Source organism: Paraburkholderia sp. EG287B, assembly GCF_040965595.1.
Taxonomy (GTDB): Bacteria; Pseudomonadota; Gammaproteobacteria; order Burkholderiales; family Burkholderiaceae; genus Paraburkholderia.
Genome location: NZ_JBFRCG010000002.1, coordinates 255,721 through 281,758 on the forward strand (window position 1 = coordinate 255,721; position 26,038 = coordinate 281,758).

Consider the following 26,038-nt stretch of genomic DNA (forward strand, 5'->3'; position numbering starts at 1 on the left):
TCAATAAGAGAGCACGGCACCGAAGAACACGCCGCCCGCCCGGTCGTCGCCCGTGATGCGCCAGCGGTACTGCACCGTCACGTCGACGTAGGAGCGCGGCGCGTCGTAGAAGCTGTCGCGGAACCAGTAGCGCGTCGAGACGCCCACGCCCATGCCGACCGGCGCGCTGCGGTTGATGCTCGAATCGTAGTCCACGCCGGCCACCGCGTACGGAAAGACCGTGAGCTTCGGGCTGATGGTGTCGAGCCGCCAGGTACGGCCCGCCTCGATATAGCCCGTGCCGTAGTTCCAGCCGTTGCTCACGTAATGGCCGATTTCGCCATAGTCCTGCACCGTCCACCACGAAGGCACGTCGAGCCGTCGCTCGGTGCCGATGCCGCCCGAGTAGGCGAGGCGCAGCAGCCAGTCGGAAGGCGCGCGCGAGCCGATGGGGATGAGCCGCTCGAACGCCACCACCGCGTTGATCGACTCGAACGGCTTGGCGCGCGCGCCGATCGCGCCGAGCGCCGTGGAGATGCCGCTCGGCGCGTCGCCCTTTGCGCCGACGTCCTGATAGACGCGCGCGTAGACCTCGAAGTTGCGGTCGCCGAGCGAGCCGAACGGCCGCCAGTATCCTTCGACGCCCATCTGCCAGTTGTTGTACGAGCCGGGCACTTCGCCGGTCGAGACGCCGGGCTGCAGGCCTGCGCCGCGATAGTTGACCGAGGCGATCGCGCCCCAGTCGCGCGTGACGTCGGCGTGGGCATTGCGCAGGTCTTGCAGCTGCACCAGCGTGGCGGGCGCGACGCCCGGCGGCGCCGAGGTGCCGTAATCGATCGCGCGTTTGAAATAGCTCGCGGCCAGCGCGTCGAACGTCGCGCGGTACGCGCTGTAGCCGGCATCGCCAGTGGCCTGCTCGGGCAACTGGCCGGCTTCGTCGGCCTGCGCGAAGTACGTGGACGCGCGCCGGTCGTCTCCCGCGCGCTGCGCGACGTACGCGGCGGAAAGCGGCGGCAGCGCGTCGAGCAGGCCCGCGTCGGCCATCGCGCGCGCTTCGCGCGTCGCGCCTTCGGTATCGCCCACGGCCGTGAGCGCGTCGATCAGTTCGAGCCGATGCTGCGGATTGCGCGGGTCTGCGGCGACGGCCCGGCGCTGCGCGTCGAGCGCGGCCGCCCGATCGCCGCGCTGCGCAGTGACGATTGCCGCGCGCCGGTACGCAAAGCCGGGATCGGCCGCGTAGACGTCGCAAGCGCTGCCGTACTGGTCCACCGTGCAGTCGAGCACCGGGCGCGCCGCCGTGGCCACCCGCTCACCGGGCGTAGCCGGCGAGGTCGGCGCGGCGGCCTGCGCGAGCGCCGCGCGCGCGTAGTACCGGCGCATCGCGATCAGCGCGTCGGTATCGTCGCCGACGGGCGGCAGCGTGGCCAGCAGGTCGAGCGCGCGCTGCGGCTGGCCTTCGGCCGTCCACACATCGGCGATGATCGCGTGCGCCACGCGCTCGTCGCGCAGCGAGGCGCCTTCGCTCAGCAGCGCCTGCGCGAAATCCTCATCGGCCTGCGCCGACCTGCCCTGCGCTGCACGTGCATAGCCGCGCAACACGTACGGCATCAGCGTCGGCGTGGCACCCGATGCAATCGCCTCGCCCGCCGCCGCTTCGAGGCCCGCCATGTCGTTCTGTTCGAGCAGCATCTCGCACAGCAGCAGCCGGTTGCCCAGTTGCAGCGGCGCGTAGCCGATCGCCTCGTGCATGAGCGCGACAGCCTGCGCGGTGTCGCCGCGCGTGCGCGCCGCCTGGGCCGCCTGCACCGCCGCGGGCGCGAGCCGCGCGCCGATCTGCGTGCGGCGCTCGCGCAGCGCCTCGCTGTCGCCGAAACGCCGCTGCGCGTCCTGCGCAGCCTGCCAGGCTTCGCGGTCGTGGCCGCCCGCCGCGGAGGCGTCGATGGCGAGCAGCCGCAGACGCAAGATGTCGGGCCGCAATGCGATGACGGCATTCGCCTCCCGCCACGCGGCGTCGTATTGCTTCGCCCCGTATGACTGGTAGGCATCCTGAGCAAGCTGCCATGCGCGGCCGGTCAGATAGTCGGGCGGACCGGAACCCGGCGGCGGCGCGGCGCGCGCCGTGCGGCCGCCAGCGGTTGGCGCGCCCGGCCGCGCCAGCGCCGCCACCTGCGCATCGACCTCGCGCCGCCGGGCCGTGAGCGCCGCGTCGGGACCGACCTGCGCGATCGCGTCGGAGAGCGTGCGGCTCGCCTCGCGCCATTGCCCGCGCGCCGCCTGGGAGTTCGCGAGCAACAAGCGTAGCGTGGCGAGATCGGGCCGTTGCCGGATCGCCTCGCGCGCATAGCGCTCCGCCGCCGCGTAGTCGTGGCGCGCATAAGCGTCGTAGCCTTGCTGGGCGACGCGATAGGCCGCACCGCTCAACGGCAACGGCTGCGTACCCTGCGGCAACGCCTCGGCCTGAGCGCGCCCCGCGCCCGCGAGCGCCGCCCACAACGCGGCGAGCAGGAACACACGCGGCATCGCCGCACGACGCGGCACACCCCCACCCCAGCCGGATGAAGATCGCGTCGCCGGAAAACGCTTCGGAGTCCGTCTCATGACGCGGCTGCACCTTCGGCGCGCAGGCGTTCCTGCTCCGCGATCGCCGCAGCCAGCGCATCGCGTGTGATCACGCCCTGCTCCACCATGAAATCGCCGATCCGTCCGTGCTCGGCGGGCCGATAGCGTTGCAACGCGCCTTCAAATGCGGCGCGCTTGACCGCACCGCGTTCGATCAGTAGATCGCCCAGCAGCGGCACGCCCGGGGTAGCGGCGCCCTGCGCCTCGGCGTTCGCCTTCGCTTCATGCGCCTCGCGCACCTGCGCCGGCGGCACGCCGCGCAACAGGCGCAAGCCGTCCGCCACCTCGCCCTCGCGCACGATGCGTTGCACGATCGGCAACGCGCATTGGGCCTGCAATTCAGCGAGCGCCGCCTCCGCGAGCGGGCTCGCGCACAGCAGCACTTCGTGCCCCTTGCCGTCGTCGCCTTGCGGCAGCACGCGGTAACGGACCGCAAATTCGATCGGCAGATCGCTCGCGTAACGCGTGAGCCGTTCGCGATCGAGCCGGCCGCGCGGCAGGTCCGCCTGGAACGCGATGGCCTCCGCGAGCGTTTCCTCGTCGAGCCAGCCCTGCGCCATCAGCACGCGCCCGAGCGGCGCTTCCTGCGCGTGCTCCTGGGCCAGCGCCTGCTCCAGCTCCTTCGGGCCAATCGCCTGCCACGAAAGCAACAGTTCGCCGAGGCGTTGCCGGCGGTCCGTGAAGCCGTCCGACGAGGGGAAGTCGTGCATGGTCTTGTCCCACACGAGCCGCTTGCCGGTAACCAGATACGCGAGATACATCTTCCACGCGCGCGAGACCGCCATGAAGTTCACGAAGTTGCCGATCACCATGCGCGGCACCGACAGCACGCCATGCTCCCAGCCGTAGAGCCGCGAGACGAAATAGACGCGCTGGATCACGCGCAGCAGCAGCGCGACACCGTTGGCCCACAGCACGATGGTAAGAAAGCGCGAGCCCGCGAACGGCGAGGCGACCAGTTCCGGCCGAATGCCGAGAAACTCGGCGTACGCGAAGAGCAGGAACTGCGCGAGCAGCACGTAGGCAATGATGCCGACGAACGCGGTGACGATGCCCTTGCGGTCGCGCGCGAGCAGATACCGGTTGGCGATCGTGCCGACCCAGCCCGTCTGCTCCCAGCCTTGCAGGCCGATGCCGAGCGTCCAGCGCGCGCGCTGACGGTAAGCGGTCCGAAACGTATCGGGAAAGAACTCGCGCACGCACAGCGGCATGGTCAGCGTGACGTCGCGCTCGGGCCCGAAGCCGAACCACGACTTGCGCCGCGTGGCGAACTCCACGGGAAAGCGCGCAAAAATCGAATGCATGCCCATGCGGCCAAGGCGCTCGCCCACGTCGTAGTCTTCGGTCAGCGTTTCCGTGTTGAAGGGCTGGTTCTGCGTTTCCTCCGCGAGCCCGGCCAGCGCGCGGCGCGAGAAGCACGTGCCCACGCCGGCCGACGGCACCGTGCCGGCCAGGCTCTCGCGCACCACGAGATCCTTCGCATGCCATTCGGCGAACTCGTCCATATAGGTGCCCGCGACGAGTTCGTACCATTCGCGCTCGAGCGACGCCACCGGCAACTGGATCATGTCCTTGCGCGGCAACAGGTAGTTGAAGAAGCGCAACTCGAGCGGATGCAGCACGTCCTCGCTGTCGTGCAGGATCACGCCCGCGAATTCGATGCCGGTTTCCTTCTCCATGCGAAAGATCGCCTGCACGATCCAGTTCAGGCAATCGGCCTTGCAGGTGGGGCCGTCGTGCGGCACCTCCACGCGGTGGAGCTGCTTGTAGCGCCGCCGCATGCGCTCGACTTCGGCAATCGTCGCCGCGTCGTTCTGGTAGGTGCCGGCGAACACGACATAGTTCTTGTAGTCGAGCACGCGCACGAGGTCGGTGACCATCGAGGCGATCACATCCTCCTCGCGCCACGCGGGCACCATGATCGCCAGCGGCTGCTGCTCGCGCGTGTAGAGCTGCTCGGCGCGCAACGGCTCGTAGCGGCGCTCGATCGTGTAGTGGCGGATGATGCGGCGGACCCAGTACCACGCATCGATGAAGAGATCGTCGATGCTCGACAGCAGGATCACCACCGCCACCACCGCGGCGAGATACTCCATGCCCTCGTAGTAACGGCCGGCATAATAGTTGAGCCACCAGTCGATGGCGTTCGCGCTCACGATCCGCTCTGCTTGTTGTCCGGGTTTTCGGCGCTCTCCTGCGCCGCGCGCGCCGCGGCGGCCGCCGCCGTCCTCGCCCGCGCCCGCTTGCGCGCGAAGCCCGCGGCGAGCAGCAGCAGCACCATCACCGCGATGGCAATGCTCGGCACGCCCCAGCCCGCCCAGTGACGCGTGAGCCACGCGCGCTGATCGTCCGTCGGCGGCACGCCGCCGGGATACTGCGTGTCGAAGGTCTTGAGCACGCCGCTCGCATCGACGATCGCCACGTCGCCCTGCTGCAACTGCATGCCGGGCGGCAGAACCGGCGCTTCGCCCACGCTGCGGTAGACGATGCCAGGCGTCGTGCCCGAGCGCACCACCTGGATCAGGCCGAGATTCGCGAGACCCGACATGTCGACGAGCATCGAGCCGCCGCGCCCCTTGAGCGTGAGGCGGCCGTTTGCAAAGCTCGCGTGGCCCGCCTCGCTGTCGAGCGCGACATCGGCGGCGAGGAACGCATCTTTCGGCTGCGCGCTCTGGCCGTTCGGCACCACCCGGAGCGTCGCGCGCGTGGGCCCCACGCCCGCCGCGTTGGCGAGCCGCGCCACGCGCGGCAGCGTCGTTACCGGGGCGGCCAGATAGGCGTCGGGCACGAGCACATTCGCCGTGCGCGAAAAACGCGCCACCATGCCCGTGAAGTTCTCGCCGAGCGGTCCCTTGCCGATGACCAGATGGCTGCCCGGCAGCACGGCCGCGGGATAGCCCTGCTCGCGCGGGCGGCAGCCGCCCGCCGGCTGACGCTGGAACAGCACGCGCAGCGCATTGGTGGTGCCGAGCGCATACACGGGGATGTCCGCGCTCACACGTTGCGCGTGGCCGTCGGTGTCGAGCAGGTGCGAGCCGATCAGCACGCCGTTGAAGAAGATCGACGCCGTCTGGCCGTTGCGGTCCGCCGCGGGCGCGGCAGCGAGATCGAGCACCACGCGGCGCGGAATCCGCCCATCGCCCGAGACGGCCGCGAGATCGAAATTGGCCTCCCATGCCGCGCTCGTCAGCACCTCTAACGTTCGCGGCGTTCCGCCGATCAGCGAAAGCGCGATCCGGTCGCTCGAACCCCCTGCGCTCAGGTTCGGCGAAGCGGCCAGTTCGTGCACGACGAGCCGGCGCGACACGTCGATGCCGCTCCACGTGCGCGAAAGCGCGCTCACGCCGGTGTCGTCGCCGACCACCACGGTAGGCAGGCCCCCCAGATGCGCGAGGCGCAATTCGCCCTTCTCGAACGGCGCGGCAAGTGCGCCGCCGGAATGCGTGCGCCACGCGTCGAAGGCGCTCGCGGCGTCGGCGGAAACCGCCAGCACTTCGCCGCGCAATGCATCGAGCGCCGCGCCCGCTTGCGCGCGCAGCGCGTCGTCGGCGACCACGACGTTGGGCGCGAAGGCGCCCGCCGGCGCGAGCGCGATGAGTGCACCGAGTTCCGCCGGATTGGCGATCTTGTGCGAACCGCCCGCTGCCAGCGCAGCAAAAGCGGGCACCGCCTGCAACGCGGCCGGCACCTGCACGGTGCCGGGATTCACGGTGTCGCCCACCGCGGGCATGCGCGTCGTGACGGGCGTGGCGCCGCCGCGCATCAGCAGGGCTTCGAGCCGCCACGCCACGTCGTAAGCCGCGCCATCGAGCTTGCCGCCGCTCACGAGCACCACGGGTTTCGCAGGCAGCGCGCTCCACGCGGTGCGCACGTCGTTCACGGCCGACGTGTCGAACTGATACGTGAGGCGCGTGGTGGGCGCGACCTTCCAGACGTTGCCGATCGCCGTCTGGTCCGTGCAGACGTTTTCGTTGAGCACCGACGACCATTGCAGCCCCACGCGCACGAAGCCCGAAGGGCGCGGCCCGCCATCCACGCCGATGCTGAGCGAGCCGTCGCCCTGCGCGTCGGTGACGTTGCGCGCCTGCACGGGCGAGCCGTCGAGCGAGAGCAGGAAGGTCGTGCGCCCGCCGTTGCCGCGCAGATAGTTCGCGTCGAGCTGCAGCGTCGCGTTGCTGATCGGCAAGCCCGCGGGCACCGGCAGATAGAGTTCCTGAGTCGCATCGGGGGCGCGCAGCACGACCGGATCGCGCACGCCGAGATCGGCCAGCGACACGGTTCGCGATTCCACGCGCCCGGCTCCAAGCTGTGCGAACGCACCGGCCAGGTCGCCAGGCGCCGCATATGCACAGTGCCCCAGCACCGCGAGAAACGCTGCGGCCACATAGACGCAAACCGGCGCGCCCACGCCCTTGCGCCCCGCTGCGCGCCCCTGCCCGATCGGATCGAATCTCACGTGTGATGCCTCATGGTGTCGGCGCGGCGGCACATCCGCCGCGTGGCGGTCCTTGCCATCCCGCCTTTGGAATGCACTGATTGCCTGGCACTGCGATGCAACTGATGCGTCGGCATCGAACCGCCGTCAAGGCGCCGCGTCGGCCTCGTCCGCCTCGCCGGGCTCCGGCCGCATGGCGACCACCGGATGCCGGTAGCCTGGCAACTCGCGACTCGGGAACGGCTCGAACGGCTGGCCGGTGAGCGCCGCGACGATGCGCTCCGAAGCGTGCCCGTCGCCGTACGGATTGACTCGCCGCGCGTAGGCGCGCCGCTCGTCCTCGTTCTCGACGAGTTCGAGCACCGCGCGCACGATCGCCGTCCGGTCGGTGCCGATGAGCTTCACGGTGCCCGCGGCGAGCGCTTCGGGGCGCTCCGTCACGTCGCGCATGACGAGCACCGGCTTGCCGAGCGCGGGCGCCTCCTCCTGCACCCCGCCCGAATCGGTCAGCACGATCGCCGCGCGCTGCATGAGGCGCACGAACTCGGGGTAGTCGAGCGGATCGGTGAGATGAACGTTGGGCGCGTTGCCAAGCGTGGCGAGCACGGGGCCGCGTACGTTGGGATTCAGATGCACGGGATAGACGATCTGCATCTTGCCGGAATGCGCGAGCGTGGCGAGCGCCGCGCAGATATGCTCGAAGCCCGCGCCGAAACTCTCGCGCCGATGGCCGGTAACGAGCAGCAACGGGCGGCCGGTGTCGGCGGGTTCGAGAAACGGAAACTGCGCGTCGAGGCGCTCGCGCAACGCCGCGTCGTTGTCGAGCCGCTCGCACATGAGGTGCAGCGCATCGATCACGGTATTGCCCGTCACGACCACGCGCCCCGCCAACGCCTCCGCTTCGAGGTTCGCCTGCGAGCTAGCGGTCGGCGCGAAGAGCAGATCGCTCACGACGTCCACCACACGCCGGTTCATTTCCTCGGGCCACGGCTCGAACAGATTGCCGGTGCGCAGCCCGGCCTCCACGTGCCCGACCGGGATGCGCCGATGAAAGGCGGCAATGGCGCCCGCCATGCTCGTCAGGGTGTCGCCGTGCACGAGCACGCGCTCGGGCTGCTCGGCGGCGAGCACGTCGTCGAGCCCGGCGAACAGACGCCCGGCGAGTCCGTTGAGCGTCTGGTTCGCGGTCATCGCGCCGAGGTTGTGGGCGGGCACGATGCCGAACAGGTCGAGGACCTGCTGCAGCATGGTCTGATGTTGTCCCGTCACGCAGACGACCGACTGCACGCCGGGTTGCGCTTCGAGACGTTTGACGAGCGGCGCCATCTTGATGGCTTCGGGCCGCGTACCGAATATCGACAGGATGCGCACAGGCAGGTTTCCGGTTAGCTGGAGTGTCCAGGCGCCGCGGCGTTGCCCGCATGCGACGCCCCCTTGACCGACTGTCTTCATGCCGTTGCCGCCGGCCCCCGTTGCTGCGCCGCCGCCTGATTCAGGGCGACGCAGCAGGGGGCCAGCCAGCAGTACTCTACCTGCTTAATTAGACCATTGCGCGCATTCGTGCCGCGCAGCAATGTTCGGGCACGACCGTTCGCACCGCGAATGTTGCGTTCGTTCAGCGAATCGATATGGACCGGGTCATTATTGCGTCGAACGAGACGGATTGAATATTGAAGCCGCATGCGGCGTGCATGCGCGACGTATGAGCGTTAGCTAACGATTCAATGGAGCGCCGTGCCCGTCGCGCGTTGCGCCGGTTCGAAGTAAGCTCTTGCGACGACGGCAGTCTCTTATGCATCCCGGCGACCGCGAAAACATCGCGTGCGTTAGCCACCAGCAAAAGAACAGCGAGATGGACGACCTGATCCTTGACGCCTTCGATGCGTCGCAATTCATTCCCGGCTTCAGCGCGCCCGCGTTGCCCGTCGAGCGTCCAGACCGCGAGACGCTCGACGCCGCCGAGCGCAACACGCGCCATTGGACGAGCCGTGTCACCGGTGCGCTCACGCCCGGCTCCGACGTGCATCGCGACGAGATGTGCCGCATGTTCCGCGAGACCTTCAATCCTTACCGGCCCTCGGTACTCGACTGGCCGCAGCTCGAACCCGCGGCGCTCAAGCGCATTACCGACCTGCCCATCTGGGACATTGCCGTGCAAACGGAAGGCCGCGCGCGCCTGCGCATGGCCGCCTATGCCGCCTCGCTCGACGACGCCGTGATGCGCGATGCGCTCGCACTCAACGCGTGGGAGGAGAACCGCCACAAGGAAGTGCTCTCGCGCATGGTGGCGGCGTACGGCATCAAGCTCGCGAGCGAGCCGCCCTACGTGTATCCCAAGGACGCCGAATGGGCCTACCTCGTGACGGGCTACAGCGAATGCGTCGACAGCTTCTTCGCGTTCGGCCTCTTCGAAGTGGCGCATCGCTCGGGCCTCTTTCCGCCCGAACTGATCGACACGTTCGAGCCCGTCATGCAGGAAGAATGCCGCCATATCCTGCTGTTCGCGAACTGGGTGGCCTGGCATCGCGCCCGGCTCAACTGGTGGCAGCGCATTCGCTTCGAGCTGAAGGTGGCCGGCGTCTGGGCGTTTCTGGCGTGGGAACGCGTCGGCCTCGCGCGCGCCATGGATGCCGAGGGCAACGAACACCGGCACGACAACAACTTCACGATGAACGGCGCGCAGCAGGTGACGGACGTCGACATCAGCGTGCCGGAACTCATGCACCTGTGTCTCGCCGAAAACGAGCGGCGCTTTGCGGGCTACGACAAGCGTCTGCTGCGGCCCGAAACCATGCCGCGGCTCGTGCGCTTCGCACTGCGCTTCGTGCGCGACAAGAAGAACTGACACTCCCCTCTCGCTTCCATGCGCGCCGCTTCGTTCGAACGGACGATTGCGGCGCGCGCTGCTTTCATGCGACGCTTCGCGCCCATGCAGGTTGCGCGGCGCCGCTTTAGCGCGCTCGAAGCACGCCTTCCACAAAGCTGAATTCCGCGCAGCTCACGCGTCTGTCACAGTGACGAAGGTCTTCGTCAGCGACGAAAGCATTGCCCCTATCGAGGAGAAAGAGCTTGAAAATTCTGGTGCCCGTCAAGCGCGTGGTCGATTACAACGTGAAGGTTCGAGTGAAGTCGGACGGCACGGGGGTGGATATCGCCAACGTGAAGTTCTCGATGAACCCGTTCGATGAAATTGCCGTTGAAGAAGCGGTGCGTCTGAAGGAAGCCGGCGTGGCGACCGAGGTGATCGCCGTTTCGTGCGGTGTTGCGCAGGCCCAGGAAACGCTGCGCACGGCCCTCGCTATCGGTGCGGATCGCGCCGTGCTGGTCGAGTCGAACGACGATCTGCAGCCGCTGGCAGTGGCGAAGCTTTTGAAAGCGCTGGTCGACAAGGAACAGCCGCAACTGGTCATTCTCGGCAAGCAGGCCATCGACGACGATTCGAACCAGACCGGGCAGATGCTCGCTGCGCTGGCGAACCTGCCGCAAGCGACGTTCGCTTCGAAGGTGGTCGTAGCAGACGGCAAGGCCACGGTTTCGCGCGAAGTGGACGGTGGCGCGGAAACGCTGTCGCTCAAGCTGCCTGCTGTTGTGACGACGGACCTGCGCCTGAACGAGCCGCGCTACGTCACGCTGCCGAACATCATGAAGGCGAAGAAGAAGCCTTTGGAGACGATCCAGCCGTCGGATCTGGGTGTCGACGTCGCGCCCCGCCTTAAAACGCTGAAAGTTGCCGAGCCGCCGAAGCGTTCGTCAGGCGTGAAGGTGCCGGACGTTGCCGCGCTGATCGAGAAGCTGAAAACCGAAGCCAAGGTGCTGTAAGGGGAGCGAAACAAGATGACGAATCTGGTGAATCTGGTAATAGCCGAACACGACAATGAGTCGATCAAGGCCGCGACGCTGAACACGGTCGCCGCAGCGCGGAAGATTGGTGGAGACGTGCATGTGCTGATCGCAGGCCACGATGCGCAAGCCGCTGCCGACACAGCCGCGAAAATCGTAGGCGTTACGAAGGTGCTGTTGGCCGACGCGCCGCAACTCGAGCAGGGCCTCGCGGAGAACGTCGAAGCGACGGTCCTCAATATCGCAAAGGACTACTCACACATCCTGGCTCCGGCAACCGCTGCGGGCAAGAACGTCACCCCGCGTATCGCGGCGAAGCTCGACGTCGCCCAGATCAGCGACATCACCGCGGTGCACAGTGCCGACACGTTCGAGCGTCCGGTCTACGCGGGCAATGCGATCGCGACGGTGCAATCGGCCGATCCGGTCAAGGTCATCACCGTGCGCACGACGGCGTTCGATGCGGTTGCGGCCGAAGGCGGCAACGCAGCGGTCGAGAAGATCGAAGCCGCAGCGGACAGCGGACTCTCACAGTTCGTGAGCCGTGAAGTCACGAAGCTCGACCGTCCGGAACTCACGAGCGCGAAGATCATCGTTTCGGGTGGCCGGGGTCTCGGCAGCGGCGAGAACTACACGAAGGTGCTGGAGCCGCTCGCGCACAAGCTCAACGCAGCCCTGGGCGCCTCGCGCGCAGCCGTCGACGCTGGCTACGTCCCGAACGACTATCAGGTCGGCCAGACCGGCAAGATCGTCGCGCCGCAGCTGTACGTGGCAGTGGGCATCTCGGGTGCGATCCAGCATCTGGCCGGCATGAAGGACTCGAAGGTCATCGTCGCGATCAACAAGGACGAGGAAGCGCCAATCTTCAGCGTGGCCGATTACGGCCTCGTGGGCGACCTGTTCACGGTCGTGCCGGAACTCGCTGGCGCTATTAGCTAATACGGTTCCCTGGCGAGCCGCAAACAAGAAAGGCGCATTTGTGAAAACAAAGGCGCCTTCTTTATCGACTGCATCGCGGCAACTTCAACGACAGCGGCCAGCGTTCAAACACCCAGAATCCGCCGCGCCTTGAGGATAACCGGCATGTCGACCATCTTGCCGTCGAGCGCCACCGCCGCCCCGCCACTCGCCTGCACCGCATCGAGCACGCGCTGCGCCCATGCGCGCTCCGTCTCGCTCCATGCGTACGCGCGATGCACGGGCTCGATCTGCTTCGGGTGTATGCACAGCTTGCCGCCGTAGCCGAAGCGCCGCCCGCGGCGCGCTTCACGCTCGAGCCCGTCGGCATCGTCGAAGACGGTCGAAACGCCGTCCACGGGCGCCCCAATGCCCGCAAGCCGCGAGGCCAGCACGATCTGCGAACGGAACGCGTCGAGTTCCTCGCCGTCGCCGTCGATGCCCATATCCACCTGAAAGTCGAGCGTGCCGAACGCCACGCGCAGCACGCCTTGCGCGCCACACAGCGCATTCAGGCCCGCAATGCCGCGCGCCGTTTCCACGATCGGCAACACGTGCAGCGTGCCGTGCGCGCCCGAGCGCACCGCCGCGACCTGCTCCGCGCTTTCCGCCTTCGGCAACATGATGCCCGCCACGCCCGCATGTCCGGCGAGCGCGGCGGCGTCATCGGCGAACCAGGGCGTGTCGGTACCGTTCACGCGCACCCACACGGGGCGCGCGGCGTCCAGCGCCGCAAGCACGGCGTCGCGCGCCGCGCCCTTTTCCACCGGCGCAACCGCATCTTCCAGATCGAGGATCACGGCATCCGACCCTGCGCCGCGCGCCTTCTCGAAGCGCTCGGGCCGGTCGCCCGGTACGAAGAGATACGAGCGGGAAAACGCGGCGCTCATACGATCGCCCCCTCGCCGAACAGCGTGCTCACGCGTTGAGCCTCGGCGATGCCCCACGCCGCGTCGAGCAGGCGCTGCGCATCGCTTTCGCTCGCAGCGCCCGAAAATGCCGCGAGCCGCACGAACTTCGCGCCGATCTCCTCGCGCGAGAGCGTATTGCCCGGGTCGCCCTTCGGCTCGTCCACGCGGCCCTGCAACGTGCGGCCGTCGCGCGTCGTCACGCTCACCTTGCCGATCCAGCGGACGGGATATGCGCGATCCACTTCTTCGTCCAGCGCCATCGTCACGCGTTCGCGAAACGCGGCGATATCGGCCGCAGAGTAGTCGCGCTCGAACTCGTTCACGCCCGCATAGCCGCGCCAGGCGACCAGTCCGAGCACGGTCCCCATGTTGAATTTCGCCTGGTGAACGGTGCTCGGTACCACCACGCTGCCGAGCACGTCGATGGCGCCTTGATGCACATGCGCCGTCACGCTCGCGATATCGTCGGGATTCAGACGGTGCGCTGCGATCACGGACAGCAGCGCGTCGGCGGCCGGATGCGTGTGACGGCACGCGGCGTGATACTTGAACGACGTTTCGACCGTGGCCCACCGCTCGCCCAGGCGATCGACCAGCTTAGCGGGATCGGCGTCGCTCGACATGCCCGCCGCCATGCCCTGTGCGCCTTCGAGAATGCGTTGCGCGCCGCGAAAACCGTCCGCCGCGAGCTGGGCGGCCATCAGGCCGTTCGCCGCCGCCATCGCCGTGTGCAGTTGCTTCGAATCGGCCGCATCGCGCAGGAACTCCCACAAGCCGCTCGCCTGCGTGCCCGCCGATCCGAGCGCGTCGACCATCTGCTCGGGCGTGAGCTTGAGCAGACGGCCCGCGGCGGCCGCAGCCGCGATCGTGCCGACCGTGCCCGTGGTGTGAAATATCTTGTAGTGCGAACGCCCCATGAATTCGCCGACGCGGATGCCCACTTCGTAGCCCGCCACCGAGGCCGCGATGAACTCCTGCCCCGAGACGCCCAGCGCCTGCGCGAGCGCGAGCGTCACCGGAAACACGACGGTGGCCGGATGCAGCACCGAGCCGTTGTGCACGTCGTCCTGCTCGACGAAATGCGAAGCCGCGCCGTTGGTCATGGCGGCGAAATACGCCGTCGTGCGTGTGCGGTCGATGATGACATCGCACGGTCCCTGCGTTTCGGGCGCGCCGCGCGCGGCGCGTGCGAAACGCGCGATCGTCTCGACCGGACGCGCGCCCTTGCCGCCCAGCGCCGAGCCGAGCCAGTCCACGTAGAGATTGACAGTGCGCTCGACCACGTGAGTCGGGATCGAATCGAAGCGCAGTTGCGAGGCGAACGCCGCGAGTGCGCGGCTGGGATGATCTGTCATGGCAGCGTAGTTCAGTGAAGTCGGTTTGCGAGGCGCGAGGCGCGTTCAGATGGCGCCGGCTTCGCGCAGCGCACCGATGCGCGCCGCGTCATAGCCAAGCTCACGCAGGATTGATTCGGTATGCTGACCGAGCGCCGGCACCGCATCCATACGCGCATCGAATGCGGATGGCGCGCCCGGCGGCAACAAGGCTGGCACGATCCCCGCCGAGGTCTGCACATCGCGCCAGCGCTCGCGCGCCTGCAATTGCGGATGCGCCCACACGTCGGCCATGGTGTTCATCTGGGCGTTGGCAATGCCGGCGCGCTCGAGCCGCTCGATGACCTGCGCCGCGGTCAGCTTCGAAAATGCCTCGACAATCAGCTCGCGCAGTTCCGCACGGCGCGCGGAACGCTGGGAGTTCGCGGCAAAGCGTTCATCGGTGGCGAGTTCCGGTTGCAACACCACGTGCTCGCAAAAGAGCTTCCATTCGCGATCGTTCTGCAGGCCGAGCATCACCGACTTGCCGTCGCCCGCGGGAAACGGCCCGTACGGGTAGATCGTCGCGTGCGACGCGCCCGCGAGCGGCGGCGGCGTTTGTCCGTCGATCGCGTAGTAGAGCGGATAACCCATCCACTCCACCATGCTCTCCAGCATGGAAACGTCGATGCGGCAGCCGCGCCCGGTGCGACCGCGCATCAGCAACGCGCTCAGGATGTTCGAGTAGGCATACATGCCTGCGGCGATGTCGGCGATCGAGCAGCCCGCCTTCGCGGGCTCGCCGGGCGACCCCGTGATGGAAAGAAAGCCCGATTCGCTCTGGATCAGCAGGTCGTAGGCCTTGCGCTCGCGGTAAGGACCGTCGTCGCCATAGCCGGAGATGTCGCACACGATCAGCTTCGGGCAGCGCTCGCTCAGCGCCTCGTAGCTCAGCCCAAGCCGCGCCGCAGCGCCCGGCGCGAGATTCTGCACGAGCACGTCGGCGTCCGCGAGCAGCGCGTCGAGGATTGGCGCGGCCTCCTTGTGCTTGACGTCGAGCGAGAGGCTTTCCTTCGAGCGGTTCGTCCACACGAAGTGCGATGCGAGTCCATGCACGCGCTCGTCATAGCCGCGAGCGAAGTCCCCGACACCAGGCCGTTCGATCTTGATCACGCGCGCGCCGAGATCGGCAAGCTGACGCGTGCAGAAGGGCGCGGCGATCGCGTGTTCGAGCGTGACGACGTTGATGCCGTCGAGTGGTCTCATGGCGCGCGCCTCCGGTCAGAACGAACGCGGCAGGCCGAGCACATGCTCCGCCACGTACGAGAGGATCAGGTTGGTCGAGATCGGCGCGACCTGGTAGAGGCGCGTCTCGCGGAACTTGCGCTCCACATCGTACTCGCAGGCGAAGCCAAAACCACCGTGGAATTGCAGGCAGGCATTCGCGGCTTCCCACGACGCGTCGGCGGCCAGCAGCTTCGCCATGTTGGCCTGCGCGCCGCAGGCCTCGTGCGCGTCGAAGCGGCGTGCGGCCTCGAAGCGCATCAGACTCGCGGCTTCGACGTTGACAAACGCGCGCGCGATGGGGAACTGCACGCCCTGGTTCTGGCCGATCGGCCGCCCGAACACGATGCGCTCTTTCGCGTAGGCGCTCACCTTGTCGATGAACCAGTAGCCGTCGCCGATACATTCGGCCGCGATCAGCGTGCGCTCGGCGTTCAGGCCATCGAGGATGTACTTGAAACCCATCCCCTCCTCGCCGATCAGGTTTTCGGCCGGAATTTCGAGGTTATCGAAGAAGAGTTCGTTGGTCTCGTGATTGACCATGTTGAGAATCGGCTGCACCGTGAGGCCGTTGCCGATCGCCTCGCGCAAGTCCACCACGAAAATCGACATGCCTTCGGACTTCTTCTTCACGTCGGCAAGCGGCGTGGTGCGTGCAAGCAGAATCATGAGGTCCGAATGCTGCACACGCGAGATCCACACCTTTTGCCCGTTGATCACGTAGCGGTCGCCCTTGCGTACCGCCGTGGTCTTGATCCTGGTGGTATCGGTGCCCGTGGTGGGTTCGGTCACGCCCATCGATTGCAGGCGCAGTTCGCCGCTCGCGATCTTCGGCAGGTACTTGCGCTTCTGCTCGGCCGAGCCGTGGCGCAGCAGCGTGCCCATGTTGTACATCTGGCCGTGGCAAACGCCCGAGTTGCCGCCGGAGCGGTTGATCTCTTCCATGATGACCGAAGCCTCGGTCAGGCCCAGACCCGATCCACCGTACTCCTGAGGAATCAACGCAGCGAGCCAGCCGGCTTTCGTGAGCGCATCGACGAATGCCTCGGGATAGCCTCGCGCCTCGTCGATCTTGCGGAAATATTCACCGGAGAACTGCTGACACAGATCGCGCACGGCTTCGCGGATGTCCTGAAACGAATCTTGTTGCGTGGTTTGCATGATCGATATGAATTCGCTATGAATAATCGTGTTGCCGTTCAGGCCAGCGTGGCGGTGGCCTGCATCGTCAGATAGCCGTCGTGGTCTTTCGCCCAAAGTTCGACCGAGCGCGCGTCGTCCGCGAGCTTGCCGCACAGCGTGAACGGGTTGCCCGCGAACGTGGGCCGTACCGCGCGAAACGCGAACGTCGCGATGGTGGCGCCGGGCCGCTCGCGGTGCACGAGGTCGAGCAGCAGCGTGGCAATGAGCGGGCCGTGCACGACGAGGCCCGGATAGCCCTCTTCCAGCGTGACGTACGGGAAGTCGTAGTGAATGCGATGGCCGTTGAAGGTCAGCGCGGAATAGCGGAACAGCATGAGCGCGCTGGCCGTGAGCGTTCGCGACCATGTCTCGCCTTCGGGAGCCACGACTGGCTTGGGCGCGCTCGCGCCGGGCTGCGGCGCGTCGCGATAGACGATGTCGTGCTCTTCCTCGATGCACAGCGCCCCGCCACTTTCATAGCGATGTTGGACGGTCACGAACACGAGTCGGCCGCTGCGGCCGGTTTTGTCCTCGATGTTGGCGATGGTGGAAGTGCGCGCGGCCTCGTTGCCCGCATGCAGCGGCGCGTGAAAGGTCAGGCGCCCGCCCGCCCACATGCGGCGCGGCAGTTCGACTGGCGGCAGGAAGCCGCCGCGTTTCGGGTGGCCATCGGGACCCGCTTCCGCGAGCGGCGAGACAGGCAGGAAATAGAGCCAGTGCCACAGCGGCGGCACGGCGCTATCGGGGGCCTCGCGATCGAGCGTGGCCGCGAGCGCGCGCAGCGGAAACGCGGTGATGTCGTCGGTGAGCGTTTCGGTCTTGTCGAGCCACGTACTGAGCGTTGGCGTTTGCGATTCCGGCATGGCGTTTCTCCGTTTCGAGACTGTTGGCCATACTATGAACGGCTAGCGACGCTTCGCGAAGTTGCCTTTGCCGAATCAGCCCTTTCGCTTTCGTTAATCCCCCGACCATTGTGGCCCGATACTTGCGCGCGGCTTACAACCCTGGCCGCGCGCCGGCCTCACGCTTCCCCGCGCAAGTGCGCGGAGGCCTCGTCTTCCACGCGCTGCCACAACTCGAACGACATGGGGCGCTCGCCTTCTTCGAGCAGATGACCCACGAGGCCGATCGCGCGCGCCATCACGCCGAAGCCGCGCACGATGCGCCACGGGAAGCCGAATTCGCAGCAGATCGCGCCGATGGCACCCGTGGCATTGATCGGCAGCGCTTTGCCCGAGACACGCTCGGCTTCCGCGCCAATCAGTTGCATGAGCTTCACATAGCGCCCCGACATGCCGTTTTGCGCGGCCAGTTCGAAAAGGCGCGGCGTGCGCGGATCGATGGGCTTGTGCAGCGGATGGCCGAGCCCCGGAAGCGGCGTGCCGCGCGCGCGCCATGCGGCGACGGTATCGACCGCGAGTTTCTCGAGGTCGTCGCAGTGGCCGTCATAAGGCAGCGTTTCGGACAGCATGCGGCACGCACCTTCCATGCTGCCGACGAACACCGAGCCGAGCCCGCATAGCCCCGCTGCGACAGCCGCCTGCAGCGACTCGGGCGCGCCCGCGTAGGTCATGCGCGCGGCGATCGCGCTCGGCGTCATGCCATGCTCGACGAGCGTGATGACGATGGCGTTGAACATCGCGGACTGCTGCGGCGTGGCCGTCTTGCCCGTGAGTTGCAGAAACGCGAAGTCGCCGAGATTCATGTGGCCGAGCACTTCGTCGGGCAGGCTCTTGCCGCGAACGACGATACGATCGGGCGTGCTGTACGCGATATCGGAACGCACGAGCGGTTTCGGTTGACGGGCCATAGTCTCGATTCCTTCGTTATACAGAATAGCGTTCAGCGCAATTGTGCGCGGCCGTGGTTGAGCACCAGCACGTCGCGTTCCAGCACGCGCGCGCGGAAACTCACCTCGTTGCCGTCGCGCCACATCTCGGTACGGATCGTCTCGCCCGGATACACCGGCGCGGTAAAGCGCGCGTGAAAGGCCGCGAGGCGTTGCGGGTCGCTCGCGCACAGCGTCTTGAGCACGGCATGCGCGGCCACGCCCCACGTGGCGAGCCCGTGCAGGATAGGCCGCTCGAAACCCGCCGCACGCGCGACCTGCGGGTCGGCATGCAACGCGTTGTCGTCACCGCACAGACGATAAATCAGCGCCGTTTCCGGGCGCGTAGGCAGATCGCAATGATGATCGGGCGCGCGCTCGGGCATCGGCGGCGGCGGCGCGGGCGCTTCATCGCTCAAGCCGTCGTTCGCGCTGAAGCCGCCGTCGCCACGGCAGAACGTGAGTTGCGTGACAGTGGCATACCGCTCGCCGCTTGCCTTGTCCGTAATGCTACGCTGGATTTCGAGCAGCGCGCCCTTGCCTGCGCCTTTGTCGACCACGCGTGTAATGCGCGAACGGCCGATCACGGTCGCGGCCGGCGGCAGCGGCTTGTGCATCACGAGGCTCTGCTCGCCGTGCAACAGCCGTACCCAGTCGATCCCCGAGCGCGGGTCGCGTGCCCAGAAGCCGGGAAAGCCGAGCACGACGGCAAGCGTGGGCGGCACGCGCAGCTCTTTTTCGTAGACGAATGCCAGGTCGTCCGGATCAACGGGATCGGCGCCGTATCCCACGGCGAGGCTATAAAGCATGGCGTCGCGCGCGGTATAGGTCTGCTCGACGTCCGTGAACGGCCAGTTGCGCAGGGTGTGATAGTCGATCGTCATGGCGGTGCGTTCGGTGAAAGTTCAGGCCTCGGCGGCGGGCCACTTGAAGAGCGGATCGGCCTTGTCGCGAAAGCGCTTCGCGGCTTCGCGATGGAATTCGGTCGTGAACGCAATGCCCTGCGCCGCCGACTCGATTTCGAGCATCGCACGCAGGTCGCTGCCAAGCGACTGGTTCAGCGCGCGCTTGGCCAGACCGAACGCGATGGGCGACGCCGTCGCGAGGCTCGCCGCGACCTGCGTCGCGCGCGCATGAAGCTGGTCGGGCTCGACGACTTCGAGCACCGCGCCGATCTCCTTCGCTTCCGCAGCGCGGATTTCTCGCGCCGTAAAAACGAGATCCTTCGCGCGCGCGAGTCCCACCACGCGCGGCAGCGTATAGAACGCCCCGCAATCGGGCACGAGACCGACTTTCATGAAAGGCATGCAAAAACGCGCCCGCGTGCTGGCAATCACGAAATCGGCGGCGAGCGCGAAGCTGAAGCCCGCGCCGTAGCACACGCCATCCACGGCCGCGATTACCGGGCGGTCGAGGTCGATCAGCATGCTCACCCAGCCGTGCAGGTCGTCGATCCGGTCGCGTCCGGCTTCGGCGCTCGTCACGTTCATGCCGCGCACGTCGCCGCCCGAGCAGAAGTCGTTGTCCGCGCCGCGCAAAACGACCGCGCGCACGCTGCGGTCGGCACGGATGCGCTGCACGGCGTCGAGCAATTCCACCCGCATCTCGCCGTTCAACGCGTTCTTCGCCTCCGGACGATTGAACGAGAGCGTCGCCACGCCCGCGTGCTGTTCGATCAGCAAGGATTTTTCGCTCATGCGCTCACCCCGGCGCTTGCGAGTTCGGCGAGCGCCTTGTCGAGCGCCGTGATGAGATGCACCGGCTCGACGCCTGCGAACTCCACGTCGGAACGCGCGAGAAATGCCTCGATGTGCGCCGCGCACGCCTCGCGTGTGGCGGCGAGTCCGCTGAAGCCGTCTTCGAGCCAGGCGACCGAGGCCAGCGGACGCGGGTGCCAGTCGCCGTTGACGATCGCCTTGACCACCGTGCCGTCACGCACGAGCAGGCTCAGCCAGATCAGACCGGCCGGCGCCTTTTCGCGTCCGCGCACGATACGGTCGCCCGTCAGGGTAACCGGGCTGTAACGCGTGGCCTCGCTCTTTTCATGAAACCAGCTTTCCTCGTGCAGTTCGCGCTCGTATTGCTGGGCGAAAACGCGTTCGTCGCTGCCTAGTGCGCCAGATTCGAGCGCCATTTCACCGAACGTGCGGCGAACGCAGGCCGTGACCCAGGCGGTCAACTCATCGGCGCTCACCGCGCGGCCGAGTTCCTGCTCCAGAAACGTGTAGCGCGAGCCGAGATCCTTGTGCTTCTTGTCCTTGACCTTCTCGGGCGCCATCGGCATGGCGCGCGCCGCGATCGCCGTGTTGATCGCCTTCACGTTCAGCAGAATGCGGAACGTCAGCACCCCACCTTCGATCTTGAGCGACGTGGCCACCAGCTTGCGGCCGTCGATCTCGACGTCGTTCAGCGGCCGGTAAGCGGCCTGCAGGCCGAACACATCGCGCAGCGCTTCGGCGACGTGGCCCAGTATCGTGGGAAACGCCTGCGCCGCCGTTTGGGGCACGCCCGGCAGACCGACCGGCAGATAGAACGCGAGAAATGCCGAGCCGCGCCCTGCGTAGATCGCACCGCCGCCGCTCACGCGTCGCCGCGCGAGCACGTTGTTGTCGCGGCAGAACGGCAGATCGAGCACCTGGTTCGGATCTTCGTTCACGCCTACCGTGATGCTGTCTTCGTTGAAGATGTTCAGATAGACCGTGGGCGGCGCGAGATTCTCGGCCACGGCACGCTCGACGGCCGGCGACACCGAAATCGAAAAGTCCGCGTAGCTGTGGCCGCCTACGACGAGGCGCCACGGGGTTGGGGTCTGCGTTGCGCTTGCACTCATGTCGTCTCTCTCCGTTGATCTTCTACCAGGGCCGCGCCTTCGATCTTCGCGACCGTCTCGATGGCGTCCGCGTGTATCAGCGTCTGGCGCTTGAAGCGCTCCGCGATGGCCTCGATCGCGCCGCCCTGCACCGCCCCCTCCACCTGCAGCGTGAGATGGTCGCCGCCATGAGCCTTTGTGCCGACCACGAGCCGATACGCGCCCGTCGCGCCCTCCACGCCCAGCAGCACCGTCTTCAGCTCGGAGGGGTACACCTTCACGCCCTTGATCTTCACCATCGAATCGGCGCGGCCGAACACCACGCGCGGCAGCGACACCGTGCGCCCATGCACGGGCGCGGTGCGCTCGAGCACGGTGAGGTCGCCGGTGCGATAGCGCACGAGCGGTTGCAGTTCCTTCTTCAGATGGGTGAGCACGAGTTCGCCACGTTCGCCCTCGGCAACCGGCATGCCGGTGTCCGGGTCGATGACTTCGGCATACAGCAGTTCGTCGAACACATGTACACCCGTGCCGCCGGGAAACGTACGCGCCACGGGCAGGCATTCGGAAAGCGAGTAACTGTCGATCAGCAACGTACCCGGCATCGCTTCGCGCACGCGGGCGTACAGCGCGGCATTGCCGGTGAACGCTTCTCCGCCCGCGAAGAACACGCGCGGCACGGGGCAGCCCGCTTCGATGAGCTTGAGCGCGTGCGACGGATTGCCGGCCAGCACCGTCACGCCGCATTGCTGCGCAACGCGCGCCGCGCGCTCGGTCTCGCCGGGACCATGCGGAATGCACGCGACGCCGCGCGCTTCCATCTGGGTCTGATAGAAAAGCCCCGCAACGAAGAGGTGATAGCCGAACGTCACCATGCACACGTCGCCGGGACCGATGCCGCACGCGTCGAGATGCTGGCCACACGCGGCTTCGATCGCGCGCAGATCGGCCGCGCTCTGCAGAATCGGCACGAGCGACGCGCCCATCGGCGTGAGGTGCACGCGCACCGGCGGCACGGCCGGCGCGAACGCGCCGTAGCCCGGACGATTCATCTCGGCCACCAGTTCGGCGCGCGCCATGAGCGGCACGCGCTCGGCGTACTCCGCCGCGCTCGCGACGCTACGCGGCAGACGTCCTTCATAGAACGGATGCGTGTGCAGCCGCGCAAGCTGCGCGTTGAGTGCATCGAGCATCGTCTCCTCCTTCTTATGTTCAGTAGGGATGCGAAGCGTTCGTCCTCAAGCCGCCCGTTCGAAGATGGCCGCGATGCCCTGCCCGCCACCCACGCACATCGTTTCGAGGCCATAGCGGCCCTTGCGGCGCTGCAGTTCGTAAAGCAAGGTCGTGAGCATGCGCACACCGGTCGCGCCGATCGGGTGACCGAGCGAAATGCCCGAGCCGTTCACGTTCAGCCGCGCTTCGTCATGCCAGCCCCAGCCCTTGAGCACCGCGAGCACCTGGCACGCGAAGGCCTCGTTCAGTTCGACGAGATCGAGTTGATCGAAGGTGAGCCCGGTCTTTTGCAGCAGCTTTTGCACGGCCGGCACCGGGCCGATGCCCATCGTCGCGGGCTCGCATCCCGAAGCCGCCCAACCCGTCAGGTAGCCAAGCGGCGTGAGACCCAGATTGTCGAGCTGATCTTCGGCGACGATCAGGCACGCAGCCGCGGCGTCGTTCTGCTGGCTCGCGTTGCCCGCCGTCACCGTGCCGCCTTTCATGAGCGGCTTGAGCTTCGCGAGCGACGCCTCGGTCGCGTCGGCGCGCACGCCTTCGTCACGTGCGAACAGCACCGGGTCGCCCTTGCGCTGCGGCACCGAAACCGCCACCACCTCTTCGGAGAAGCGGCCCGACTCCCATGCCGCCGCCGCGCGCTGGTGGCTGCGCACGGCATAGGCGTCGGCTTCCTCGCGCGTGATGCCGTATTCCTTCGCGAGGTTCTCCGCCGTTTCGATCATCCCGGAGATGTAGCCGAAGCGCGCTTCGGGCTGCGAGCGTTCGCGGCCGCGCTCGAGACGATCGTGCATCTTCACCGAGCCCGCGCGGGCGCCCCAACGCATGTCGGTCGTGTAGTATTCGATGTTGCTCATGCTTTCCACGCCGCCGGCCACCACCACGTCCGCCGCGCCGCTCTGCACCATCATCGCGGCGGTCACGACCGCCTGCAGGCCGCCGCCGCAACGGCGATCGAGCTGCATGCCGGGCACCTGCACGGGCAGCCCCGCTTCGAGCGCGGCCCAGCGGCCGATGCAAGGCGTTTCGCTGTTCGCGTACGACTGCGCGAAGACCACGTCTTCGATGCGCGCCGGGTCCACGCCGCTGCGCGCGATGGTTTCGCGCAGCACCGTGGCCGCGAGCGTCTCGACGGAAACAGGGCGCAGGCTGCCGCCGAACGTGCCGACCGGCGTGCGTACCGGTGCAGCTATCGCTGCTCTTCTCATTTCGGATTCCTCTGCATGGTATCTGGTTGTTGTTCGCCGCGTCATGCGCCCTGCGTACCGTCAAACCGCTATCGCATCCCGCCGTGCATGGTGTTGCGCGGCCAGCTGTTCGCGCCACTCCGGCGGCGCGATGGCGAGCATGCGTTCAGTGCGTTGCGCGAGCGTAAGCCCTCGCAGGTCGGCCACGCCGTGCTCGGTGACGATCACCGCCGCGTCGCTGCGCGGCGTGCTGACCGGCCCTGAAAGTTTCGCGACGATGCGGCTGCCATGCCGCGTGCTCGATGCAAGCGCGACGATCGCGACGCCTCCGTGCGAGCGCGCCGCGCCGCGCATGAAATCGAGCGCCCCGCCCACCGCGCCCACATAGCGGCCGCCGGCGGCCTCCGCATTGACTTGCCCCGTCAAATCGACTTCGAGCGCCGAGTTGATCGCGACGAACCGCTCCAGGCTGCCGAGCACGTCGATGTCGTGCGTATAGGCCGTGGCGCGAAACTGGATCTGCGCGTTGCGGTGCGCATGCGCGTAGATCTTGCGCGTGCCCATCATCGTGCCAGCCACGCTCACTCCGCAATCGCGCGACTTGCGGGCATTCGTCACCACCCCGGCTTCGATCAGATCGACCACGGCGTCGCCGATAGTGCCGCTATGCACGCCAAGGTCGCGCCGGTCGCGCAACTGCGCGACGATGGCCTCGGGCAGCGCGCCCAGCCCGAACTGGATCGTCGAGCCGTCTTCGATCAGGGAAGCGGCGTGCTGCGCGATGCGCCGCTCGATGTCGCCGGCCTGCGTGGCCGGCGCTTCCAGTGGCGCGCGCTCGGTATGGATCAACACGTCGAAATCGTCGGCGTGCAACATGCGCTCGCCATAGGTCCAGGGCGCCGCCGCATTCACTTCCGCAATGACCACGCGCGCGCTGTCGATCAGCGGCACGAGATACTCATGGGCGATCGAGAGGCTGTAGCGGCCCGCCTCATTGGCGGGGGCCACTTGCAGCAGCAACACGTCGATGCGGTTCGGACCGCTCGTCAACGCGCTGCGAAACTGCGAGTAGTGACACGGCAGGATGTCGAGCACGCCTTCGCGTTCGAGCCGCCGGTTCGTTCCCGACGCGCCATAAGCCATGAAGTCCACGCAGTCGGCATACGCGGGCTCGAGCGTGTCCGACCACGACGCCCCCACGAACACGCGAAAGCGCCCGCCGATCGCCTTGCGCTGCGCCATCAGCAGCGCGGTGAGCGTGCATGGCTCGGCTCCGCACTGGCCCCATGCGAGCGTGTCGCCGGGGCGTACGTACTGCGCGAAGTCGAGCTGCGCGGCGTCGACGATGCGCGCCGCGCGCGGGCCGCGCGTCATCAGACGGGGTCCCAGCTGAAGACATCGGCGGAAACATCGAGCGTGTGGAACGACTTGCGCAGCGCCGGCATGGCATGCTCGGCGATCGTCTCCGGCGTCCACCCCTCGCCGCGATGCACCGAACGCACGGGGCGCGGCTGGCTCATCAGGAAGATTTCGTTGTTGCGCACCGCGAAAATCTGACCCGTCACGTCGGCGGCCTGTTCGCTGGCGAGGTAGACGGCAAGCGGTGCGATCTTCGCGGGCGTCATCTGCTTGATCTTGGCGACGCGCGCTTCCTGTTCCGGCGAATCGATCTTGATCGAGTTGATCATGCGGCTCCAGGCGAACGGCGCGATGCAGTTCGAACGGACACCGAACTTTTCCAGATCGAGCGCGATGGATTTCGAAAGGCCCGCAATGCCGAGCTTCGCCGCGCTGTAGTTGGCCTGCGCCAGATTGCCGATCAGCCCGGACGTCGACGTCATATGCACGAACGCCCCGCTGCGCTGCTCCTTGAAGTGGTCGGCGGCGGCGCGCGAAACGTAGTAAGAGCCGTAGAGGTGAACCTTCAGGACGGCGTCCCACTCTTCTTCGCTCATCTTGTGGAAGAAGCGGTCGCGCAGGATGCCCGCGTTGTTCACCACGCAATCGATACGGCCGAACACGTCCAGCGCGTTCTGCACGATGCGGGCGGCGCCGGCGGCGTCGGCCACGCTGTCGGTGTTCGCCGTGGCCTGGCCGTCGAACGCCTTGATCTCGTTCACCACGGCTTGCGCGGGACCGTCGTTATGGCCCTCGCCGGTGAGCGAGGCGCCCACGTCGTTCACCACGACTTTCGCGCCGTGGCGCGCCATCATGAGCGCGATATCGCGGCCAATGCCGCCGCCCGATCCCGTCACCACCACGACCTTGCCGTCCAGCATCCGTTGCGTCGTCATCGTTTTCGCTCCTCCAGCCCGCATGGCGCCGGGCATTCATTCAATTTGAATCGTTATGCGGCAAGCTGTGCCGTTCGTGTTGCAGCTTGACGCATCGGCCAGGGCTGCACAATTTGGATATGCCGAACGCCTGTTTCGGCCAGGATTAACCCGTACTATCGCTAATGGCG

Annotated in this window: 20 protein-coding genes; 3 read left to right on the forward strand and 17 right to left on the reverse strand. The window is 67.3% G+C overall.

All coding sequences use genetic code 11. The features are described from left to right. The 4 genes from AB4Y40_RS03900 to wecB all read right to left on the reverse strand — a co-directional run bounded on the left by AB4Y40_RS03900 (window position 1) and on the right by wecB (window position 8,404). Window positions 1-2,577: a tetratricopeptide repeat protein gene (locus AB4Y40_RS03900; RefSeq protein ID WP_368686516.1), complete on the reverse strand. Its 2,577-nt coding sequence runs from the start codon at window positions 2,575-2,577 to the stop codon at window positions 1-3. Beyond that, window positions 2,574-4,754 (reverse strand): glycosyl transferase family protein, encoded by a 2,181-nt coding sequence (locus AB4Y40_RS03905; protein WP_368686517.1) that lies wholly within the window; start codon window positions 4,752-4,754, stop codon window positions 2,574-2,576. Before AB4Y40_RS03905 ends, AB4Y40_RS03900 begins: the two co-directional genes overlap by 4 nt. Next, window positions 4,751-7,054, reverse strand: a complete 2,304-nt coding sequence (locus AB4Y40_RS03910) for a cellulose synthase (protein WP_368686518.1) — start codon at window positions 7,052-7,054, stop codon at window positions 4,751-4,753. The genes AB4Y40_RS03905 and AB4Y40_RS03910 overlap by 4 nt, the downstream gene beginning before the upstream one ends. 126 nt (window positions 7,055-7,180) lie before the next feature. Then, entirely contained in the window at window positions 7,181-8,404 is a 1,224-nt protein-coding gene (gene wecB, locus AB4Y40_RS03915) for a non-hydrolyzing UDP-N-acetylglucosamine 2-epimerase (RefSeq protein ID WP_368686716.1), read from the reverse strand. Window positions 8,405-8,885: 481 nt separating this feature from the next. On the opposite strand from wecB, the gene AB4Y40_RS03920 reads away from it, so the two are divergent. The 3 genes from AB4Y40_RS03920 to AB4Y40_RS03930 all read left to right on the forward strand — a co-directional run bounded on the left by AB4Y40_RS03920 (window position 8,886) and on the right by AB4Y40_RS03930 (window position 11,812). Next, window positions 8,886-9,878, forward strand: a complete 993-nt coding sequence (locus AB4Y40_RS03920) for a ferritin-like domain-containing protein (RefSeq protein ID WP_368686519.1) — start codon at window positions 8,886-8,888, stop codon at window positions 9,876-9,878. A gap of 224 nt (window positions 9,879-10,102) precedes the next feature. Beyond that, entirely contained in the window at window positions 10,103-10,852 is a 750-nt protein-coding gene (locus AB4Y40_RS03925; protein WP_368686520.1) for an electron transfer flavoprotein subunit beta/FixA family protein, read from the forward strand. A 24-nt stretch (window positions 10,853-10,876) separates the two neighbouring features. Further along, complete coding sequence (locus AB4Y40_RS03930; RefSeq protein WP_368686717.1) at window positions 10,877-11,812, forward strand: electron transfer flavoprotein subunit alpha/FixB family protein; 936 nt, start codon at window positions 10,877-10,879, stop codon at window positions 11,810-11,812. 104 nt (window positions 11,813-11,916) lie between these two features. Here the strand turns inward: AB4Y40_RS03930 and AB4Y40_RS03935 are convergent, their stop codons facing one another. From AB4Y40_RS03935 to AB4Y40_RS03995, 13 genes are all read right to left on the reverse strand, one after another. Then, window positions 11,917-12,720 (reverse strand): CoA ester lyase, encoded by an 804-nt coding sequence (locus tag AB4Y40_RS03935; RefSeq protein ID WP_368686521.1) that lies wholly within the window; start codon window positions 12,718-12,720, stop codon window positions 11,917-11,919. Further along, window positions 12,717-14,096 (reverse strand): MmgE/PrpD family protein, encoded by a 1,380-nt coding sequence (locus AB4Y40_RS03940; RefSeq protein ID WP_368686522.1) that lies wholly within the window; start codon window positions 14,094-14,096, stop codon window positions 12,717-12,719. The genes AB4Y40_RS03935 and AB4Y40_RS03940 overlap by 4 nt, the downstream gene beginning before the upstream one ends. Window positions 14,097-14,141: 45 nt before the next feature. Continuing rightward, entirely contained in the window at window positions 14,142-15,320 is a 1,179-nt protein-coding gene (locus tag AB4Y40_RS03945) for a CaiB/BaiF CoA transferase family protein (protein WP_368686523.1), read from the reverse strand. Window positions 15,321-15,335: 15 nt separating this feature from the next. Beyond that, window positions 15,336-16,499 (reverse strand): acyl-CoA dehydrogenase family protein, encoded by a 1,164-nt coding sequence (locus AB4Y40_RS03950; protein WP_368686524.1) that lies wholly within the window; start codon window positions 16,497-16,499, stop codon window positions 15,336-15,338. Window positions 16,500-16,537: 38 nt separating this feature from the next. After that, a complete protein-coding gene (locus tag AB4Y40_RS03955; RefSeq protein WP_368686525.1) occupies window positions 16,538-17,383 on the reverse strand; it encodes a MaoC family dehydratase N-terminal domain-containing protein in 846 nt (281 codons plus the stop codon). Window positions 17,384-17,541: 158 nt separating this feature from the next. After that, window positions 17,542-18,330: a citryl-CoA lyase gene (locus AB4Y40_RS03960; RefSeq protein WP_368686526.1), complete on the reverse strand. Its 789-nt coding sequence runs from the start codon at window positions 18,328-18,330 to the stop codon at window positions 17,542-17,544. A 32-nt stretch (window positions 18,331-18,362) separates the two neighbouring features. Next, window positions 18,363-19,232 carry a MaoC/PaaZ C-terminal domain-containing protein gene (locus AB4Y40_RS03965; RefSeq protein WP_368686527.1) on the reverse strand — a complete coding sequence of 290 codons (870 nt, stop codon included), beginning with the start codon at window positions 19,230-19,232 and terminating at the stop codon, window positions 18,363-18,365. A 21-nt stretch (window positions 19,233-19,253) separates the two neighbouring features. Continuing rightward, the gene (locus AB4Y40_RS03970; RefSeq protein WP_368686528.1) at window positions 19,254-20,045 is read right to left on the reverse strand and encodes an enoyl-CoA hydratase/isomerase family protein; all 792 of its coding nucleotides are present in this window, start codon (window positions 20,043-20,045) and stop codon (window positions 19,254-19,256) included. After that, on the reverse strand, window positions 20,042-21,178 hold the full coding sequence (locus tag AB4Y40_RS03975) for a biotin/lipoate A/B protein ligase family protein (protein WP_368686529.1): 1,137 nt from the start codon (window positions 21,176-21,178) through the stop codon (window positions 20,042-20,044). Before AB4Y40_RS03975 ends, AB4Y40_RS03970 begins: the two co-directional genes overlap by 4 nt. Next, a complete protein-coding gene (locus AB4Y40_RS03980; protein WP_368686530.1) occupies window positions 21,175-22,350 on the reverse strand; it encodes a phenylacetate--CoA ligase family protein in 1,176 nt (391 codons plus the stop codon). Before AB4Y40_RS03980 ends, AB4Y40_RS03975 begins: the two co-directional genes overlap by 4 nt. Window positions 22,351-22,395: 45 nt before the next feature. Next, window positions 22,396-23,595 (reverse strand): acetyl-CoA C-acetyltransferase, encoded by a 1,200-nt coding sequence (locus AB4Y40_RS03985; RefSeq protein WP_368686531.1) that lies wholly within the window; start codon window positions 23,593-23,595, stop codon window positions 22,396-22,398. A gap of 60 nt (window positions 23,596-23,655) precedes the next feature. Beyond that, the gene (locus AB4Y40_RS03990) at window positions 23,656-24,948 is read right to left on the reverse strand and encodes an acetyl-CoA hydrolase/transferase family protein (RefSeq protein WP_368686532.1); all 1,293 of its coding nucleotides are present in this window, start codon (window positions 24,946-24,948) and stop codon (window positions 23,656-23,658) included. Further along, window positions 24,948-25,853 (reverse strand): SDR family NAD(P)-dependent oxidoreductase, encoded by a 906-nt coding sequence (locus tag AB4Y40_RS03995; RefSeq protein WP_028208307.1) that lies wholly within the window; start codon window positions 25,851-25,853, stop codon window positions 24,948-24,950. The genes AB4Y40_RS03990 and AB4Y40_RS03995 overlap by 1 nt, the downstream gene beginning before the upstream one ends. Window positions 25,854-26,038: the final 185 nt, after the last annotated feature.